Origin of the sequence: Bacillus sp. FSL W8-1141, assembly GCF_038593205.1 — a bacterium.
GTDB classification, from domain to species: Bacteria; Bacillota; Bacilli; order Bacillales; family Bacillaceae; genus Bacillus; species Bacillus altitudinis.
On record NZ_CP151973.1, the window covers coordinates 404043 to 426294 of the forward strand.

The following is a 22252-nucleotide window of genomic DNA, read 5'->3' on the forward strand; positions in this document are numbered from 1 at the left end:
GATGAGTCAATTTAAAAGGGATCAAGTTCAAGATATGTACTATCTGTCACCGATGCAAGAAGGAATGCTGTTTCATACCCTCCATCATCAAGAAAAAGGCTTTTATGTAGAACAAATGGATATGAACGTGAAGGGGACACTTCGGTCTGATCTGCTTGAGAAAAGCATGAATATCATCGTGGAACGGTACGATATTTTTCGTACCGTATTCCTCCACGAAAAAGTGAAGCGTCCTGTCCAAGTTGTATTAAAGAATCGACCTTTCCAGCTTGATATTGTGGACATACAGGATCTTTCTGAAAGTGAACAGCTTGAACGTATCGATCGTTTTAAACAAAAGGATCAGCTGAGAGGATTTGATCTCTCGAAGGATCTGCTCATGCGGGCCTCTGTTTTTCAAACGGGTCCTTCAAGCTATCGCTGGATATGGAGCTATCACCATATCCTTCTAGATGGCTGGTGTTTTGGTCTAGTTGTGCAGGAATTGTTTGCGATTTATCATGCACTTTTGCATGACATCCCTTACAGGCTGGAGCCAGTCAAGCCATATAAAGAATATATTCAATGGCTGGAAAAACAAGATAAACAAGCCTCACTTGAATATTGGACGCAATCTTTGGCTGGCTTTGAGGGGCAATCGACTTTTAAAGAACAGCGAAAGCAAACAAATGAGCATGAATTAGGCGAAATCGAATGGGCCATGAGTAAAGAAGAAACAGCTGCTTTATCAGAGTTAGCCTTGCAGCAGAATGCCACGTTAAGCAGTGCGCTTCAATCGGTTTGGTCTATCTTACTAAGCAGGTATCAGCGCTCAAACGATGTGTTGTTTGGAACGGTTGTGTCAGGACGTCCGGCAGATTTGGCTGGTGTAGACCGGATGGTGGGATTGTTCATCAATGTCATTCCAAGACGAATTCAGCTGACAGACCAAATGACGTTCCGTTCTCTATTATCAGAGACGCAGCAGCAGTCTTTAGCGGCTGAACCGCACCAATATATCCCGATTTATGATATTCAGGCTAAGGCAGGTCAGCAGCAGCTCATTGATCATATTGTGGTGTTTGAGAATGTCCCTGCTGCAAAGAAAGACGAGCAGGAGTCACTGCTTGGCTTTACAGTAGAAGACATGAATGTCTATGAAAAATCGAACTATGATCTCAATTTACTTGCATCACCTGGGGAACAATTGCAGCTGAAGCTGGCCTTTAATCAGCGTGCATTTGATCCTGCATTTGTCCATAAATTAAAGGATCAGCTGACCCTTTTGATCAGAGGGACCATCAAACATCCAGATCAGTCAGTTCATACACTGACACTTGTGACAAAGCAGGAAAAGCAGCGAATGTTAGAGGAATGGAATGCACCTGAGCTGGAGCATGATCAGCTTTATTTGACAAAGTGGTTTGAACATAATGTCCGAAAACAGCCGAATGCAGTGGCATTATCAGCAGGTGATCACACGATGACATATGCGGAGCTGAACGAACAAGCCAATCGACTGGCAAGGCATTTGCAAAAAAATGGGGTCGAACATCAAACGGTGACCGCCATTTTAGCAGAAAGGACACCTGAACTCATTGTCAGCTTACTCGCTGTCTTAAAAGCAGGTGCCACCTATGTGCCGATTGATCCAGATTATCCAGAAAGCCGTATCCAATATATGCTGAAAGACAGTGGAGCGACGCATCTTCTGACTCATTCATCCTTTATCAGTCAGACGAGGTCACTCGCATTTGATGGCACGTATCTTTTTGCAGATGATCAAGAAATTTTACTGATGAGCTCAGAGAATCTGCCACTTGAAGCTGGTTTAGATGATACGGCATACATCATGTATACATCAGGAACAACCGGACAGCCGAAAGGCATCATGACGACCCATTCCAATATTGCCCGGGTGGTCAAAAATACGAATTATTTAACCATTTTAGAAACAGATACATTGCTGTCGTTATCAAATAGCGTATTTGATGGCTTTACATTTGATGTATATGGTGCGCTTTTAAACGGAGCAAAGCTTGTCCTGCCGCAAAAAGAAACCATTTTAGATATGGGGAAGCTCACTGAGCTGATAAAAGGAGAGCATATTTCTGTCATGTTTGTTCCAACCGCTTTATTCCATCTTCTCGTTGATGAAGGAACAGACTGGATGCGCGGTGTGCGTAAGGTGCTGTTTGGGGGAGAGAGGGCATCGGTTCAGCATGTGAGAAAAGCCTTTGATGTGATGGGAAAAGGCAGATTGTTGAATGTATACGGACCAACCGAATCAACGGTTTTTGCCACATATTATCCGATAGATGAAGCGATCCCTTTAGAGGCACATTCTATTCCAATTGGGAAGCCGCTCAACCAGACGGGCGCTTATATATTGAGTGAGCACAGGCAGCTTCAGCCGATTGGAATGGTTGGAGAGCTTTGTCTGAGCGGCAAAGGACTGGCAAAAGGATATTTGAATCGTCCTGATCTGACAAAACAAGTGTTTATTCCTCATCCTTTTGCTTCGGGTGAGCGCCTGTATCGCACAGGGGATTTAGCTTACTTTCGAGAAAACGGTCTGATTGAGTATGCAGGCAGAGTTGATGATCAGGTAAAAATTCGAGGACACCGTATTGAACTGACAGAAATTGAAGCCAACCTTCTCATGCACCCAGGTGTAAAACAAGCTGTACTCCTAGCGGATCATGATGAAACCAATCATACAAGGCTGCTTGCCTACATCACGTGTGATGATGCATGGAAAGGCAAACTCGATGATATCAAATCAAGGCTGAAAGAGCGTCTTCCAGCTTATATGCTGCCTCATGAGCTGATTGAACTGGAGAACCTCCCACTTACGCCAAATGGGAAGGTTGATAAACGCCAGCTACCAAAACCAGAGGCACCGCAAGGAAACCGCCGTGTGAAACTGCCCGCAAATGAAGTGGAACAAAAGCTGTTGGTGATGTGGCGGGAAGTACTTGAACGAGAAGATATTAGCACAGATGACCATTTCTTTGAGCTTGGCGGACATTCTTTAAAAGCGATGTCTCTTTTGTCCAAAGTATCAAAAGAGTTTGAGGTTCAGGTGCCGATCCATTTGTTGTTTGAGACCCCGACGATTGAAGCGCTTAGTCATTATATTCAGCATCAGGACGGGGAAACCGCTGGCTATCTTGTATTCAATGAATCTCAAACATCAACAGTCTTTGCTCTTCCGCCGTTACCAGGCTACGGCTTTATCTATCAGGAAGCAGCAAAAACGCTTGATGATGTCCGGTTGATCGCCTTTGATTTTATTGAAACGAATAACCGAATGGCGCAGTACGTTCAGCATATTCAGCACCTTCAGCCAAAAGGGCCGCTGACGTTGATGGGGTACTCAGGCGGGTGTTTCCTCGCCTTTGAGCTTGTTCAAGCGCTTGAACAAGGAGGACGGACAGTCGAGAAGGTCATCATGATCGATTCCTATAAGAAAATTGGAGAAAGTGATTTAGAAGGGCGATCCATTGATGATGATATTGAAGCGATTGTTCATCAAACGAAACAAAGCGAACTTGCTCAAGGGGAGATCGTTCAAGAAGCGCTTGCCCAAAAGACGCGCGCCTACTATGAAACGTTTGTTAAGGGAGTGAATCAAGGCAAAATACAGGCAGATATTACGTTCATCCAATCTGAAGAACAAATAGCGATCCCGGACTGGATGGAAGAGTGGACACAGGCAACGACCGGATCTTTTACCCAATACCAAGGCTATGGCCGGCATGCTGATATGTTTAAACATAAAGAATGTGCAGCTCAAAATGCAAAGCTGATCAAACATATTGTCAATCAAACAAATAGAGAACGAGTCTTGTAAACTTTAGATTAGGCAGGATGCAGCCTTGCAGTCCTGCCTAACAAAAAAGGAAAGGAACTCATATGAAACCATCAACCATTAACCAAACGAGTATACATGAATCAATGGATGCGATTTTACAAGATTTAAAGACAACCATTTTACAAACCAACGAAATCGAACGCTTCGCTGTTTTTTCACGTGAAAAAACCATTCGACCGCGGCCGTATCACCTCTCTCATTTATTTCTCGACAAGCACATTGAGCAGGAGGCCGCAGCGGAAGCGATACAGGCGCAAACGGCTGTACCTGCTTTGGTCGACATGCCGCCCGCTCTTTCCTATGGAGGGGATCTCGACGTCACACAAGGCGCACAGACCTTACAGGAAGTCTTAACAGAGGCTGCAAAAACGACAAATGGGCTTACGTATATCGTGAATAGCAAGAACGAACTCACACAATCTTATGCGCAGTTACAAGGAGACGCCGAGAGGGTTCTGACTGGTTTAAGGGCACTGGGGCTGAAGGCAGGCGATCCTGTTTTCTTTCAATTCTCATCGAATCATGCCATGGTCACTGCCTTTTGGGCATGTGTATTAGGCGGATTTGTTCCAACGCTTGTGTCAGCTGCCCCAACCTATCGGGAGATGAATGCTGCAGTGAAGAAGCTTCATCATGCTTGGAAGCTGCTCGAGCATCCGCTCATCCTAACAGATGACTCACTGATCGAGGAGGTGCAAGGGTTAGCCTTACTGTGGCATACAGACCAATTACGTGTCGCAGCAGTTGAGCCGATGCTGACATTAGAAAGAGATACAGCCGCTCACCCTGCCGCGCCGGATGATTCCGTCTTCTTTATCTTAACGTCTGGAAGTACAGGGATGCCAAAGTGTGTAGAGCATTCCCATAGAAGTGTGCTGGCGAACGTCAAAGGAACAGTGGTAGCGAATCAATTTACACAAGAGGATGTCTCGTTAGACTGGATGCCTTTAGATCATATTGGTGGCATCGTGATGTTCCACCTTGTCAATGTGTACACAGGCTGCGAGCAGATTCGGGCAAGAACAGATGACTTTATCGCTCAGCCGCTGCGGTGGCTTGACTGGATGGACCGCTACCGTGCAACGAAGACGTGGGCACCTAACTTTGCATTTGCGATGATCAACGATTATGAGAAAGAGATTTCATCAGGGTCTTGGGATCTGTCGGCGATGGCCTGCATGATCAATGGGGCAGAGGCGGTCGTTCCAAAAACCATCCACCGATTTCTAAACTTGCTTGCTCCGCACGGCTTAAAGGGAGATGTGATTAGACCGGCTTTCGGCATGTCTGAAATCTCATCAGCGGTTGTGTTTTCCTTTGCGATTGAGCGTGGAGATGAAAACAGCGGGGTTCTGACCTTTGAGGAAACATCGCTGACAGAGCAGCTAAGACCAGCAGAAGCACGTGAGACAGGAACCGTCAGCTTTACAGAGCTGGGCAAACCGATTCCAGGTATCACGATACGCATCGTCAATCATCAGCATGAGCTTCTTCCAGAAGATCATATTGGCCGTGTGCAAATAAAAGGTCCAACCACCATGAAGGGCTATTACCGGAATGACGAAGCGAATCAAGAAGTATTTCAAGCGGATGGCTGGTTTCACACGGGTGATTTAGGTTTCCTGCACGAAGGAAGGCTGACACTAACCGGTAGAGAAAAAGACATGATTATCATCAACGGGAAAAACTATCACAACTATGAAATTGAAGCCATAGCAGAGGAAGTACCGGGAGTAGAAACGAGCTTTGTGGCTGCTTGTTCCGTCCGAATGGAGGCTTCTGCATCCGATGAACTGATTCTCTTTTTTACACCGAAGCTGTATGAGCCGACTTATATTATGAGGGCAAGTCAGCACATCAAATCCCATATTGCAACAAAAATGGGCTTGTCTGCATCTCGCATCATTCCTGTCCAGAAGCATGCATTTCCCAAAACAAGCTCTGGAAAAATAGAAAGGGCACAGCTCAAGACAAGATGGCAAGAAGGCGAATTTGATGAAATGATCATGGAAATGGACATGAGACTTGAAAATGAACATACCTTGCCTGATTGGAGTTATCAAAAGAAGTGGATACCTGCTCCACTTGATGCAGCTGACAAGCAGATCGTAGGGGACGTTGTGATCTTTGCAGATCCATTAGGACTGGCAGATCAATTGAAATCTTTTGCAAACAGTGAACAAACATACATTACGGTTGAACCGGGTCAAGCGTTCAAACAACTCACACACACTCACTTCATCATCCACCCGAATCGGCCGTCTGACTACGAACAACTCTTTGAGACGCTCCGTTCGTATGGCGTTTCGGTGAAACACATCATTCACCTTTGGAACTATACAAACCAAGAAGACAAGCTTTATGTGGCCAAGGCGAAACAAGCGCAGAAAACGGGCAGCATGAGTGCATTATTTTTAACAAAAGCCATTTCCGTCTATGAGGAGCAGGTGGCCATCACTTTTGTCTCAGCCCATGCGATGAATGTGCCGGAGGATCATATCCACGATGTAGAAAAAGCAACGACAGCCGGACTGATGACAGCAGTTCAGCATGAATGGCCGTTTATCAAGGTGCAATGTCTTGATTTTTCTCTAGCAGAATCGGTATCTAGTCATTCCCATGCAATGGCGATTATGGCAGAACTCACGCATGACCAAGACCGTCATGTCGCTGCTTATCGTCAAGGTGTTCGTTATATTCCCTTTTTAGCACCTCTTCATTTGGAAAAGGAACAGAAAAGGAAAGAGCCGCCATTTGAATCATCTGGGCTTTATGTCATAACAGGCGGGCTAGGCGGAATTGGACGTTTAGTCAGTGAACACCTACTGACATCTTATCAAGCACATCTTGTGTTGCTTGGAAGGAAAGAGAGAAAGGCACTTTCTAGTGACCAGCAAGAGACATTGTCTTTGCTAGAAAAGCAGGCAAAAGTGCATGGTGGCAAGGTTCTGTATGAGAAAGCAGACATCACGGCTGAAAAAGAGGTGGAAGCGATCATCTCTAGACATGAGGTCGCTGGAAATCAAAGGCTGGATGGCATCATTCATTTCGCAGGTATCATTCAAGAAGAACTACTTGCTGATATGACATCTGTGTCTCTGAATGACATGTACGAAGCGAAGGTATATGGAACGATTGCGCTTCATGAAGCTGCCTCCAAACGCAGGAATGTTTTATTTCTTTCCAGCTCGTCAGCCCGAACGCTAAAGGGCGGTATGACTGTCGGCGCCTATTGCGCTGCCAATGAGTTCGTGGAACAATTTGCTCATTATCAGAAGCTGACATCTACAGTGAAGCCATATTGCTTTAGTTTCAGCATGTGGGACGAGATTGGCATGAGTGAAGGCTCCATGATAAAAGGCATTTTAAAAGAAAGAGGTTATCTACCAATTTCAAAGCAGGCAGGCTTCCAAACGATGCTCGCATGTCTGATGACAGATGCTCCGCTCATTTATGCGGGATTGGATCGATCGAAGAAAGAGATTCACGAGATGATCCATGGGGATGCGGAGATGCAAACAGAGCAGACCTTTTACGTCTTTTTCAAAACGGATCAAACAAAGGCGGCGGAGGAGCGGCTTTATCAATCGATTCATACATGTTTACAGTCCCGTCTATCTGGTGAATATGCCGTACATTTGTTTCCTGAGGAATATTGGAAAGAAACAGAAGATGGATCGCCAGACGAGGCATATTTTCATGAATTAATAGAGGAAAGCGGAATGGATGCAGACAACAGAGCACCTCACACAGAAACGGAGAAACTGCTCGCACACATTTGGTCAGAGCTGCTCGGTGTCTCAGATGTCAACTGCGGCGATCATTTCTTTTTACTAGGAGGTCATTCGCTGAAGGCGACGCAAATGCTGTCTGCGGTTAGGCAAAAAACAGGGTTTGACGTGCCGCTTGCTGTGTTGTTTGAACATACGAGACTCGGAGAATTAGCAGACTGGATCGATTCAAATGCCAAAGCAGATGAAGTGATTCCGATGAGAAAAATGGAGAAGGGTCAGGACATTCCGATGTCTTATGCCCAGCAAAGACAGTGGTTCCTCTATCAATTAGAGCCGGATCTGCCATTTTACAATAATACGATTTCGTTTCGGATGAATGGGCCTTTAGATATCAAGGTGCTTCAGGAAAGTCTGCATCATATGGTGGAAAGACATGAATCGCTCAGAACGTCCTTTACGATGAGCGGGGATGAACCGGTACAGGTCATTCATGAACAGATGGCCCTGCCAGAGCTTGAGGTGATGGACCTTTCAGGCATAGCGTCACAGGAAGAGAAAGAACAAAAAGCGGCTGAATGGGCGAAAGAAGAGGCATCCACACCTTTTCAATTAGAACACGGAGCGCTCTTTCGAGTGAAGCTGATTCGTCTTTCATCCGCAGAGCATATCTTGCTTATGTCCATTCACCACATCGTGTCAGATGGCTGGTCGATTGGCATTGTTGCAAGAGAATTATCTGAGTGGTATACAGCGGCGATCGAAGGGCGGGAGCCTCACTTGCCGGCATTGCCTATTCAATATGCGGATTACGCACTGTGGCAGAAGGAGTATTTGACAGGAGAGCCATTGCATAAGCAGCTTGCCTATTGGAAGGAGCAATTTGCGGCACCTGTTGAAGATTTGGTATTGCCGTATGATCATCCGCGGCCGGCCGTTCAATCCTACAAAGGGAAGACGAAAACATATCAACTGTCGAAGTCACTGTCTGAAAAGATTGATGAGCTATCTAAGAAAACAGACAGCACACTGTATATGACCTTGCTGTCGGCTTTCTCTACGCTTTTACATCGATTGTCTTCACAGGATGAGTTTGTCATTGGCTCGGTCATTGCTGGGAGAAATCGAACGGAAATGGAGCATTTAATCGGATTTTTCGTGAATACATTGGCGCTTCGGATCGACCATAGCGGGAATCCAGCCTTTACGGAATTATTAGAGCGAGTGAAGGAGACAACTGTCGGTGCTTATGCACATCAGGATGTGCCGTTTGAGATGGTGGTCGATGAATTGAATATTGTGCGTGATGCCAGTAAGCAGCCGCTGTTTCAGGTCATGTTTGTTCTGCAAAACCTACCGCTTGAAGCTTCTCCAATGGGAGAGGCGACGTCGGTTTTAACCATTGAAGATAATGATACAGCGAAATTTGATCTCTCCCTGTTTGTGTTTGAAGGAGCTGAAGGCCTTCAGTTAAAACTGGAGTATCATGCGGATTTATTTTCTGATGACACAATGGAGCGATTCCTCGCATACTACGAGCACCTGCTTGAAAGCATTTGTGAAAATCCAGCGCAGCCGATCAGACAAGTGAATTTCCTGCCAGAGAAAGAAAAGCATCAATTGCTCTATGAATGGAGCGGAAAGACTGATCAACCAAAAGGTCCGCTGCTTATGACGGAACGATTTGAAGCGCAAGTGAAAAAGACACCTCATGCAGTGGCGCTCGTATTCCAAGGAGATGAGTGGACGTACCAGGAGTTACATGAAAAAGTCGATCGACTAGCAGCCTATTTGCAGCAGCGAGGCGTGACGCCGCATGAACCAGTTGGACTGCTCATCGACAGATCGCCTGAAATGATTCTTGGGGTGCTGGCCATTGTGAAAGCAGGAGGGGCTTATGTGCCAATTGATCCTGAATATCCAGATGCCCGCATTGACTATATGCTGAGAGATACAGGGATTCAGCTTTTACTGACAAAAAATGAATGGCTGAAAAAAGTATCCATCCATCAAACGGAACTCATTTGTCTTGATCAAGGGTATGAAGAATTTTTACCAGAAGCAGAGGTCATGCCCGCTGCACTAAGACCTGATGGACTTGCTTATATCAATTACACATCGGGGTCAACTGGACAGCCAAAAGGAGTACTGATCCCGCATCAAGCGGTCGTCCGGCTTGTGTGTGAAACAGACTATGTCACCCTTAATGAACAAACGCGCATTTTACAAATCGCCAGCTTCTCTTTTGATGCTTTTACGTATGAAATATGGGGTGCCCTTTTAAACGGGGGAAGGCTCATACTGACGGATCGAAATACCATTTTATCAATGGATACATTAGCGGAAGCACTAAAAACTCATCAGATTACAACAGGGTTCCTGACTGTGCCGCTGTTCAACCGTTTAACAGAAGAACATCCAGAAGCTTTATCTGGACTTCATGCATTATTGGTCGGCGGAGATGCCTTATCAGCCGCTCATATCCGAAAAGCACTACCGTATTTGCCTGAAGGGCTTTTAAATGGTTATGGACCAACAGAGAATACAACATTCTCCTGTGTGCATCACATTCGGGCACTGGAAGAAGATCAGGCGACGGTCCCGATTGGACAGCCTATTGCTTATTCACAAGCTTATGTATTAGATGACCAAATGCAGCCAGTTCCGCAAGGCGTCATCGGCGAAATTTATGTTGGCGGCACAGGGCTAGCACTTGGTTACCTTGGAGATGAAGAAAAAACAGCATCATCATTTATCCCGCATCCTTTCCAAGAAGGAGCGCGTTTATATAAAACAGGCGATATGGGCCGTTGGCTGTCAAATGGCATCATTGACTGTCTTGGAAGAATCGATCATCAAGTGAAAATTCGTGGACACCGCGTGGAATGCGGAGAAATTGAAGCCGCTATGCTGACATTTGATGACATCAAAGAATGTGCCGTTATCCCGTATCAGCATGAGAGTGGTCATAAGCGATTGATCGGTTATTTTGTCCAAAAAGGCGGCATGACCACGCAAGACATTCGCCATAACTTAAAAGACATTCTGCCAGATTATATGGTACCAAGCCTATTAATAGAGCTGGATGAATTACCGCTCACGCCAAATGGCAAGGTAGACCAAAAGCGTCTTCCGCCGCCAGAGTGGAGACAAGAAGAAGTAGAAGCAGCCATTGACAAAGCAGCTACTGAGGAAGAACGTGTGTTAGAAAAAGTGTGGTCTCAGCTGCTAGGCGTTCCTTCTATTGGCGTCCATGATAACTACTTTGAGCTTGGCGGAGATTCCATTATTGTCATACAAATGGTGGCACGCTTAGCACAGGAAGGCTACGTCATCCAGCCGAGAGATGTATTTGAAAAACAGACCATCTCACAACTCGCACAAGCGATGAGAAAGTCAGAGGTCTCTAAGGTCTATGATCAATCACCTGTGACAGGAGAGGTTCGTCTTCTCCCGATTCAATCTTGGTTCTTTGAGCAATCGATGACCAATCAAGATTATTGGAATCTATCGGCGCATATTGAAATGAAGCGATCTGTTCCACATGAACAGTTAACACAGGTTCTTTCAAAACTGGTCGATCATCACGATATGCTGAGAGCTATCTATACAAAAGAGGCAGATGGCACATGGATTCAAACCATTCGTGAGCCTGGTGTCACACCATGTGTCACATTCTTTGATGTGACGGATGTATCTCAGGAGGAAGCACGGGAACAAATCCGCTTGGAGACAAGTGCCTGTCAAGGAACATTGTCATTAGAGCGCGGAGAAGTGATCAAAGCGATTCTTTTTCATACAGGTGAAGACACGTCTGAGCTCTTTATTGCTGCACACCATCTCGTCATGGATGGCATATCATGGCGCATGATACAAGAAGATATACTAAATGGATTGAAACAGCTTGCTACGGGGCAGGACATCATATTTGCGAAAAAAACCGCCTCCTATAAGCAGTGGGCAGATGCCTTATATGAATATGCACAAACAGATCAATTACAAGCGCAGGCCTCTTTTTGGCAAAAAATCAAGGATCAAGAGGAAGAAGGTTCTCCTTTCCAACTGCCTGCGCTTTCTAATATAGAAGAACATGCAGAGATCCTGTCGGTTCAGCTCACAAAGGAACAAACAGATATGTTACTTAGACAGGCCTCACAAGCATACCGAACAGAGATTAACGATTTACTGTTATCAGGACTCACGCAAGCCATTGGGAAGCCAATGCTCATCACGTTAGAAGGGCATGGACGCGAGGATTTATTTGAACAGATGGATTTGTCACGGACAGTCGGCTGGTTTACAAGCTCTTATCCTATTTTTATTCCTTTTATACAAACCGATGTTGCAAGACAAATCAAAGACGTCAAAGAAACCTTACGAGCTGTGCCGCAAAAGGGAATCGGCTATGGTTTGCTTCAATACATGACAGAATCTCGTTTACTCAAAACGGTAACGCCGCAGATGAGTTTCAATTACCTCGGTCAGTTAGATCAGGCAGATGGCGAAGCCAAGTTTTATATAGCAGACGAACGAAATGGACATGTTCACGATCCGAAAGCAGAAAGACAGCATTTGATCGATGTGTATGGATATGTGACAGATGGTCAGTTGCAGATGAACTTTATGATCAATCGGGAACTGCTGCAAGATCAAGAGGTGCGGTTGTTACCTGAACGTTTTAAAGAAAAAATGGAGATCATCTTGGCGCATTGTGTTGAAACGAGCGGCGGCTTTACACCATCTGATTTTCCGATGGTTCAGCTTACGCAAAAGCAAATAGATGAACTTCCAGACAATGTAGTCGATGTGTATCCGCTGTCTCCAATGCAGCAAGGAATGCTGTTTCATGCACTGCTAGATCAAGCCTCACAAGCTTATTTTGGTCAGGTGCATATGACGCTCCAAGGCTTAACAAACGGTGATGCCTATGAACAAGCTTGGAACCTTCTTGTAGAACGTCATTCGATTTTGAGAACAAAATTCGCTTGGGAAGGGCTGAAGGAGCCTGTTCAGTTCATTCAATCAGAAGGAAGCATCCACCTCACTCAGCACGATGTGCGCCACCTGAGTGATGCGGAGCAAGAAGAGACAATCGAACAATTTTTAGTATCTGATCGTTCAAAGGATTTCAATTTAGACCATATAGATGAACCGCTGATTCGGATTGCTTTATTCCGTTGTGATGAGGAAAGATGCACGTTTGTCTTTAGTTTTCATCACATTTTAATCGATGGCTGGAGTTTGTTCAGTTTTATTCAGGAATCTTTTGCGCTGTATCGCTCTCTTGTGGATGAACGAGAGATCAGTCTTTCTACAGTCCGTCCATATAAAGATTTTATCGAATGGCTGCAAAAGCAGGATCAAGAGAAGGCGCAAGAATTCTGGCAGCGTTATATGTCAGGCGTAGAGGAAGCGACACCGCTTCCAGGAGACGGCGAAGAACATGCTTCAGACCAAGAAGCAAGCATGGCGCAGTCCAGCGTCAAACTGACGCCAGAGATGCAGCAGAGGCTGGAGAAGATGACTGGCAAGCAGAAGGTCACGATGAGCACACTGATTCAATCAGCGTGGGGATTGCTTTTGCACCTTCATTCGGGCGCAGAGGATGTCATATTTGGGGTGACCGTATCTGGCCGCCCAGCCGACTTACCAGAAGTGGAAAGCATGACAGGGCTCTTTATTAACACATTGCCGCTTCGTCTACCGATCCATTCGGACTGGACGATTGCGCGATTGCTCGCCTATACACAGGAAACCGTTTTTCAGATGAGAGAATACGAGTATACCGTATTGCCAGATATTCAGCAGATGACGGAAATTCCAAATGGAGAGGCATTGTTTCACAGCATTGTCGTGTTTGAAAACTATCCGATTGAGTCCATTGAGCCGTATGGCGTACGCATTTTAGACATCGCCAGTCATGAAGAAACAAATTATGACTTAACCCTTGTCGCAGTGCCGGGAGATACGCTGGAGCTTCGGATCACATACAACTTAAATCAATATACAGAAAAGCAAATACAAACGCTGATGCAGCAGCTGATTCACACCCTTGAAGCCATGACAGAACAAGTGGATACGCCGCTAACTTCCTTCACCATTGTGACAAGTGAGGAAAAAGAGCGGATGATCAGTGATTGGGCGAAAAACGCACATGTCAGCGTGCTATACCCAGACCAAGAAGAAGTTTATGCAGGCGTACATGATCCTGCCTATGAAACGGAAATATATGTCCTGAATGAAGAACATCAGCTCATGCCGATTGGATTTCCTGGAGATATTTTTATCGGTGCCAAAGAGATCAAAGCACTTTTTGGAGAGCTAGCCGATTGGATGGAGGCGCATAAAATTCCGCATCCATTCAAACATCAAACAGACGAATATCTTTATCCGACAGGGGATGTCGGCGTTTGGACGAAAGAAAGCAAGATTCAGATTTTGGATTGGATGTAGGAGGAGAAGAAGAATGCTAGTTAGTAGACGAAAAGGAAATGCAGCAAATCATATTGTCAGGATCAATGGAAAACGAATCGATCTCAAAGCATTAGAGAAAGTCTTCATGCTTCACTTTCCACTAAAGGAATGTGCGCTCATCCCGAAGAAAAATCAAGAAGGAGGCCTATCGCTTGTGCTGTTTGCACAGGCGAAGGACCCTTCGCTGACAAGAGAGGATATGATGAAAGGCCCGCTTCATCCTGATGAAGTGCCAGCCGCACTCGTCCTCGTCCCTTCCTTGCCGCGAAAAGAAAATGGAGCGGTCGATACCGAGGCGCTGCTTGCCATTGACGTACTAGATGAAGAGGAACGAAGAAAGATAGAAGAGCGCACGAAAGCCATAGATGGAGTAGAGGAAGCAGCCGTTTTGATAGAGAGTCAGACAGAAAAACAAACACCCTATCATTTAGATGACCTCTTCCCAGATAGACAGCGTACAAATGGAAACGAATCATTTTCAAAAGATGAAGTCAGCCAAACCATACAATCCTCCGTACAAGAAAAACCACCAGCTCTTGTTTATGGAGGTGATGTGATCAGAAAACCAGGTACACCAGTCACATTGACAGAGGTATTGATCCGAGCCGCCTTTATGTCACCAAATCGCGGAGTCACGTATCTCAAAGAAGGCGGTCATGAGGTGATCCAGACTTACCCGGAATTACTCACAGGAGCGGAACGTGTCCTATCTGGATTAAGGGCAGCCGGACTTTCAAACGGCGATCAAGTGCTGCTTCAATTGAAGGACCATCAAGATTTTATCACGGTATTCTGGGGCTGTATTCTCGGTGGAATCATTCCAACCCCAGTCTCTGTACCGCCTGTGTATGATGAAATGAATCAAGGTGTGAACAAGCTCAAGGGCGTATTTCAGCTTCAAAATGAGCCATTCATTATTACAAATGAAGCGAGTGCTGAGGACATTGCAGGGCTACGTAAAACGTTTGAATCAAAAGCGATTCCGATTTTAACAATCGAAACATTACTTGCCTGTGACCCAGATGAACAGCATTATGAACCAGAGCCGGATGAGCCTGTGCTTCAGCTGCTGTCCTCAGGAAGTACGGGTGTGCCAAAGTGTATCCGGCACAACCATCAAAGCATTTTATCTAGAATCATTTCCTTTGAGCAGGCAAATGGTTTCACGCATGAGGATGTATCAATGAACTGGATGCCGCTTGATCATGTAGGGGGCATTGTCATGTTTCATGTCCATGATGTCTACCTCGGCTGCCAGCAAATTAGTCCATCCATTGATCAATTTATCGAACGGCCGATGGTGTGGCTGGATTGGGTAGAAAGATACGGTGTCACAAGGACGTGGGCGCCAAACTTTGCCTTTGCGATGATGAATGAATATGAAGACGACATTCGCAAAGGGAGCTGGGATCTCTCCACCTTGACCTATATCATGAACGCCGCCGAAGCAGTTGTTCCTAAAGTGACGCAGCGTTTCATGCACATCATGGGTGAGAACGGATTAAGCCGCCATGCGATGGTGCCGGCTTATGGCATGTCAGAAACATCATCAGCCATTGTCCAGTCAAAAGAATTCATGCGTCATGATGATCAGGGTGGACAACTGACCATTGATCAGACCACATTAACAAGTGAGATTCAGTATGTGACGCACGATCATCCGCACAAGATGACTTTTACAGAAGTCGGTGCACCAATCCCTTCTGTATGGATTCGGATTGTAGACGAGCATCACCAAGTGCTGCCAGAAGATCAAGTCGGCCGCTTGCAGGTGAAGAGTCCAACGATTATGATGGGCTACTATCAAAATGAGGAAGCCAATGAAGAAGTATTTGCGGAAAACGGCTGGTTTCATACAGGAGATTTAGGATTTATTCATGAAGGGCGCCTAGCCCTCACAGGACGAGAAAAGGATATCATCGTCATCAACGGAGCGAACTATTTGAATTACGAAATTGAAGCCGTTGTGGAAGAAGTTGAGGGGGTTGAAGTCACCTTTGCCGCTGCGTACGGCATTTACAATCCCGAATCAAGTAATGACACACTCGCCGTCTTTTTTGTCACGCAGAAGGATTCGATAGAGGATCAAATCACAATGATTCAGCAGATTAGAGAGAGCATCATTCGCAAAATGGGAATCGAACCTGACCATATCATTCCGGTGAAAAAAGACCAATTTCCGAAAACAGAAAGCGGAAAAATCCAACGTGCCCAACTAGGTGCGGCACTGAAAGATGGGGTATTTCATGACATTGAACGTGCACTTGATCTTGCTTCGGAAAATGAACAAACCCTCCCAGATTGGTTCTTTAAACGTATTTGGGTAAAAGAGAATATCGGTCCATCCCAGCCAGTATCCACTGATCATGTACTCGTATTTGAGGATGAAAAAGGGCTTTATCAATCGCTTTATACACAATTTGAACAAATGAACCTGCCTTATGTTTCTGTGAAAAAGGGTTATGAATTTTTACGCCTGTCAAAAGGGATGTATCAGATGAACCCTCGAATCAAGGGGGATTACGTCAGGCTTGTGGCGGCGCTTGAAGCCGATGAATTAAAAATTGACCGTATGCTCCACTTGTGGAATGTATCAGACAAGGAGATGATTGCGAGCCCTGCGCAGTTCAAAGAACTGAATGCAAGCACTAGCCAATCCATTTTGTATTTGTATCAAGCATTGAGACAAGCAAATAAAGAGCCGATGCGTCTCGTTGTTGTCACAAAAGGTGGTCAATTTGTAAAACTGCAAGATGAGCTTCATGTGGAGAAAACGTCTCTTGCCGGATTATTAAAAACCATCCCGCAAGAATGGGAAGGGGCAGAAGTGTCTCACCTTGATATTGAAGCGGAGAATGTGGAACAGGATGCCAAGCATATTACGGATGAACTAGGTGCGATTCATTTGAAAGCAGAAGTGTCTTACCGGCATGGCCAGCGCCTCGTACCAAAGCTGGAAAAAGTGAATATGATGACGGCACCTCAGACAGAAGGGTTTTTAGAATATGAAGGCTTGTACTTGCTGACTGGCGGGCTTGGCGGTATTGGATTTGAACTGTCTAAGCAAATGCTCCAATTTGGCTTGAAGCTCGTGTTAATTGGACGGACATCCCTTGAAGAAGACAGAGAAAAAGAGGCGTCATTCTCACAACTGAAAGATCTGGGAGACGTCCTTTATGTACGAGCCGATGTGACGAATTTATGTGACGTCGAGCGGGCGATATATGAAGCAGAAAAGCATTTCGGACAGTCGATCCGAGGAGCGCTTCATTTAGCCGGTGCTGGCAATGTATCTGAGCATTTTCAGCATGTGGATACGTACACACTGGCTCATACAACAGAAGAAGATTTCGTCAAAGAACTTTCAGGGAAGGCAGATGGTGCTTGGGTGCTGCAAGAAGCCTTCAAGCATGATCCGTCAGTTCCACTCGTCTTTTTTGGATCAGTAAATGGCTTTTTTGGCGGCACCACATTTGGCGCATATTCTGCGGCGAACAGCTTTTTAGATGGATTCGCACATGCCCTTACCTATCATGAGGGAAGAAGAGCGATTTCGTTGAATTTCAGCATGTGGGATAATCTTGGTTTGTCTAAGGGACATACTGGGGCTGCGCTAACCGTTCGCAAGGGCTTTCAATTGATTGGAAAAAAACAAGGACTCCATTCATTATGTCTAGGTGTTCGGCTGAATGAAGCGCATCTATTTATTGGCCTAGATGGGGCGAATCAAGAAATCGCTGAACATCTTCAACCAGCACCAATCCCGCATTTTGAAAAGAAACTGTACTATACGGTGCAATCAGGCAAAGAAGTGGATGTTGACAAGATCACAGGAATCATAGAGGGGAAATGGGACATCAGGCAAGTGGAAGATATACCGAAAAAACAAGATGGCTCTATTGATCATGAAGCCCTCAAACAGTTCCATCACAAACACGCACAGCCGTTTGAAAAGCAATTGCCAGAAACGAAGACAGAGCAGGTGCTTGCGGCCATATGGGAGGATATTTTAGAAGTCGATCGTGTGTACAAAGAGGATCAATTCTTTGACCTTGGTGGACATTCATTAAAGGCCACTCAAACGATTTCTCGTATTAATCATGAGTTTTCAATAAAGGCACCGCTAAAAATATTATTTGAAAGCAAGAATCTGGCACACTTGGCACAAATGGTCGATGACATTAATGGAGCACCAGCCATTCAGGAAGCCAGCATTCCAAAGCTGGAAAAACGAACAAGCTATGAGCTGTCACACGCTCAAAAGCGAATTTGGTTCTTATCTACATTAGAAAAGAGTCATCATTACAATATATTAGGTGCTTGGAAACTGATGGGCCAATTACACATCCAAACGTTAACAAAGGCGATCGGTCTCTTAACAAAACGTCATGAAGCACTGCGCGCAACATTTCAAACCATTGGCGGCAAGCCGGTTCAAGTCATCCGTGAAGATCTTCCGCCATCAGTAACCGTTGCGAATTTCTCATTATTTAATGAAAAAACAAGAGCGAGAAGATTGGAACAGCTGATTCAGCAAGAGGCGAACCGCATCTATGACTTAGAACGGGGACCGCTTGCACAATGGACAATTGTTGATATGGGGAAAGAGGAATATTACTTGCTTTGTGCGCAGCATCATATCATTTCCGATGCATGGTCGCTCAGCCTGCTTATTCAAGAATTAGAAGTCGTGTATGGTGCGCTATTATCAGAGAAAACGCCTGAGTTACCTGCACTTGAGATTGAATGGACCGATTATGTTCATTGGGAGAATGAGCAATTAAAGAACCACCATGAGGCTCAGAGCTATTGGCTAGAAACGTTACAAGGAGAGTTGCCGGTATTAGAGCTCCCGTTTGACCGTCCTCGTCTGCCGGTTCAAACATTTAATGGGGCTACAGAGCAAATCGTGATAGATGAACCGCTTGTTCGGCGTTTACATGCCTTGTCGAGGCAGCAGGGGACAACACTATTTATGACAATGTTGTCAGCCTATTATGTCCTGCTTCACAAGTTGTCTGGACAAACAGATGTCATTGTTGGATCGCCGATCGCTGGCCGTGATGTCGAACAATCAGAGAAGCTCGTCGGCATGTTTGTCAATACATTGGCGCTGAGACAGGACGTTTCAAAAGCCGATACCTTTGCCGATTTACTGGCAAAGGTGAAAGAAATGACGTTAAAAGCCTTTGAGCATCAGCATTATCCATTCGACAAGCTTGTGGATGACCTTTCAATGGATAGAGACCTAAGTCGTTCACCAATTTTCCAAGTCGCCATGGGGTATGTCACTGATTCGCTGGATATCAACCTAAAAGGACTGACATCGGAACAAGTGATGGTCCATCATACCGTCTCTAAATTTGATCTCACCTTGCATGTATTTGAGCAGGAGGACAAGCTGTCTATCCATGTGGAATATAATACGGATTTATTTGAGCAAGAAACGATCCACCGTATGATGAATTATTATCTCAATCTGTTAGATGGCATGACGGCTCAGCCTGAACGGACATTTGCTGACTTTTGCGTCATGGACAAAACAGAACAGAATGCCATGATCATAGGGAAAAATCAAACTGACACGCCTTATCCAAAGCGTACGCTGCAAGAATTATTTGAAGAACAAGTGCAGCGTGACCCGCACCGGATTGCTGTATCTTATATGGAAGAGCATATGACGTATCAAGATTTAGACGAGAGGGCGACAAAACTGGCTGCCTATTTACAGTCAAAAGGCGTTGGACCCGGTTCACTTGTCCCGATGCTGTTTGATCGTTCGTTTGACATGATGGTCTCAGTTCTAGGGATCGTCAAGTCGGGTGCTGCTTATGTACCGATGTCACCTGAGTATCCAGATGCCCGCATCGGTCTGATCGTTCGCGATACACAAAGCGATATCATCTTAACCCAGTCGCATCTGATCAATCGTTTAGACGATCTGAGCGGCACAAAGATTGAAATGGACAAGCCGTTACCAGAAACAGGCGCAGTGTATCAAAGGGAAAAATCGATTGTAGGAGAAGACCAGCTTGCCTATGTTAACTACACTTCAGGCTCAACAGGCACACCAAAAGGCGTGATGCTTCCTCATGCAGGAGTGGTCCGCTTAGTGAAAGAAACAAACTATATTGAGCTTGGTTCAGAAGATAAAATGCTTCAGCTGTCTAACTATGCATTTGACGCCTTTACCTTTGAATTATGGGGGATGCTGCTCAATGGCGGTCAGCTGGTTCTGATCCCGAAATATGCTGCTCTGAATATGGACGAATTAACCCGTTTAATCAAAACGCATCAAGTCACAGCCAACTGTTTGCCAACTGCATTATTCAACCGGTTGATTGAGCATGATCCAAAAAGTGTAGCTGGATACCGTACATTACTTGTTGGCGGAGAAGCCATGTCTAGTGAGCATGCACGAAAGGCATTGCCGCATATGAAGGGTGTGCTGATCAATGCTTACGGTCCAACAGAAAACACAACATTAGCGACCACTTATCAAGTCACACACGTACCGGAGGATGCAAGATCAGTACCAATCGGTGTGCCAGTCGCCAACTCAACGGTTGTCATACTAGATGATCATCTCAATCCAGTACCAACAGGCGTCAAAGGAGAAATCTATATCGGCGGAACAGGGCTGGCAAAAGGATATCTGCATGACCCAGAGCGCACGCAGGAGCGGTTTATTGACAATCCATTCCCGGCATTAAAAGGGGACAAACTGTATCGTTCCGGTGACCTAGGGAAATGGCGGTCTGATGGCAGTATTGAATACCTTGGCCGAAAAGACAACTTGGTCAAAATTAGAGGCTACCGAATTGAATGTGGAGAAATTGAGACAGCCCTGCTCAAACATCCACAAGTAAAAGAGTGTACCGTCATTGCTAAAACGTACGGCAGCTCAAAACGGCTGGCAGCCTACCTTGTCACAGATGGGGGAGAGCCTGTTCCCGGATGGAAAGCATTTTTACAGGAAAGCCTGCCAGGCTATATGATTCCAAGTTACTTTATCGTACTTGACGCAATTCCTGTCACAACAAATGGGAAGGTCGATCAAAAAGCATTGCCGGAGCCGACAGACGCAGTCTCTTCCTCACATGAAGACGATCAACCGGCAACAGAAACCCAGCAGCTGATTGTGAAAGCTTTCAGTGAAGTGCTTGGTGTCAAACGAGTAGGAATTCATGATTCATTCTTTGATTTAGGCGGAGATTCGATTATGAGTATTCAAGCCGTTGCCAAATTAAAAGAAAAAGGTGTCCGTGTTGATCCGAAATGGATTTTCATGCACCCAGCGCCAGCGCAGTTAGCGGCATATTTGGACACAGTGCCAGAAACAGGCGAGCCTGTCGAAAGAGCGCCGAAAGACTATGTGATCGAGTTGAAAAAAGGGGATCCGGCTGAACCGAGAATTTTCTTTGCACCGCCTGCTGGTGGAACGGTGATGGGGTATATTGATGTGGCCAAGCTCATGACACATGAAGGAGCTGTTTACGCCTTGCAGTCTCCAGGCTTGTATGAGGATGAAGAACCACAATTCCTTCATTATACAGAGCTTGTCACCATTTTTATTGAAGCCATTGAAACATTCTATCGACCAGGCATTGATTATTTGGCAGGGCATTCCATGGGCGGACATCTTGCTTACGGAATGAATCAGAGACTCTGTCATGCAGGAAAAGCGCCAAAAGGATTGATCATTTTAGATACGGTTCCGGTATTAAGAGATGAGGCAGATCAAGCGCTTCATGCCGATATGAACGAAGAAGAAGTGAAAATGCTGGCCCTCGTCCTAGGTATGGGGAACCTCGTCGGCATCAAACCAGAAGCATTACAAGGGCTCAGCTTCCAAGAAGTGAAGCAGAAAATCCTCAAAGAAGCAGAAAAGGATGAAGTCGTTCATCAATTTATGAATGATCACTATTTAGATAAATACTTGCAAATGCAGACTCATAACACCATCATGTCACAAGCCATTGAATTAGAAAAAGACCCATTCTCTGTGCCGTTTTATATTATACAAAGCAGCGATCACGCCACAGATTTCCAGAAAAAATTTGCCGATTGGGAAGCTTACACGAGAGAAACGTGCTCGTATTATCAAATAAAAGGCGACCATGTGACCATGATGAAAAGACCGCAGGCAGACCAACTTGCGCAGATTCTTGAAACGATCGTAAAGGGGTAA

3 protein-coding genes are annotated in these 22252 nt (G+C 45.4%); all 3 read left to right on the forward strand.

Translation table 11 applies throughout. From position 1 onward, the window contains the following. Position 1 precedes the first annotated feature (1 nt). The 3 genes from NSQ52_RS02035 (at position 2) to NSQ52_RS02045 (ending at position 22252) form a co-directional block, all read left to right on the forward strand. Positions 2-3835: an amino acid adenylation domain-containing protein gene (locus NSQ52_RS02035; RefSeq protein WP_342473866.1), complete on the forward strand. Its 3834-nt coding sequence runs from the start codon at positions 2-4 to the stop codon at positions 3833-3835. Positions 3836-3897: 62 nt separating this feature from the next. After that, entirely contained in the window at positions 3898-14040 is a 10143-nt protein-coding gene (locus tag NSQ52_RS02040) for an amino acid adenylation domain-containing protein (RefSeq protein WP_342473867.1), read from the forward strand. A 13-nt stretch (positions 14041-14053) separates the two neighbouring features. Beyond that, the gene (locus NSQ52_RS02045; protein ID WP_342473868.1) at positions 14054-22252 is read left to right on the forward strand and encodes an amino acid adenylation domain-containing protein; all 8199 of its coding nucleotides are present in this window, start codon (positions 14054-14056) and stop codon (positions 22250-22252) included.